Source organism: Mammaliicoccus sciuri, from assembly GCF_002901825.1.
Taxonomy (GTDB): Bacteria; Bacillota; Bacilli; order Staphylococcales; family Staphylococcaceae; genus Mammaliicoccus; species Mammaliicoccus sciuri.
This window is the reverse complement of the sequence record NZ_PPQD01000013.1, coordinates 1-245: the sequence shown is the minus strand read 5'-3', so window position 1 is coordinate 245 and position 245 is coordinate 1. Positions and strand designations below refer to the sequence as shown.

The following is a 245-nucleotide window of genomic DNA, read 5'->3' as shown; positions in this document are numbered from 1 at the left end:
AAATGGTGAGCCATAGAGGATTCGAACCTCTGACCCTCTGATTAAAAGTCAGATGCTCTACCAACTGAGCTAATGGCTCTAAAACATGGTGCCGGCCAGAGGACTTGAACCCCCAACCTACTGATTACAAGTCAGTTGCTCTACCAGTTGAGCTAGGCCGGCAAAAATGGTGGAGAATGACGGGTTCGAACCGCCGACCCTCTGCTTGTAAGGCAGATGCTCTCCCAGCTGAGCTAATTCTCCAT

General features: G+C 50.2%; 3 tRNA genes. All 3 read right to left on the bottom strand.

The window, feature by feature from the left end:
• Positions 1-3: 3 nt before the first annotated feature.
• The 3 genes from CD035_RS02425 to CD035_RS02415 all read right to left on the bottom strand — a co-directional run bounded on the left by CD035_RS02425 (position 4) and on the right by CD035_RS02415 (position 243).
• A tRNA-Lys gene (locus tag CD035_RS02425) sits at positions 4-79 on the bottom strand.
• Between the two features lie 7 nt (positions 80-86).
• Positions 87-162 (bottom strand) — tRNA-Thr (locus tag CD035_RS02420).
• 5 nt (positions 163-167) lie between these two features.
• Positions 168-243, bottom strand: a tRNA-Val gene (locus CD035_RS02415).
• Between the last annotated feature and the right edge of the window lie 2 nt (positions 244-245).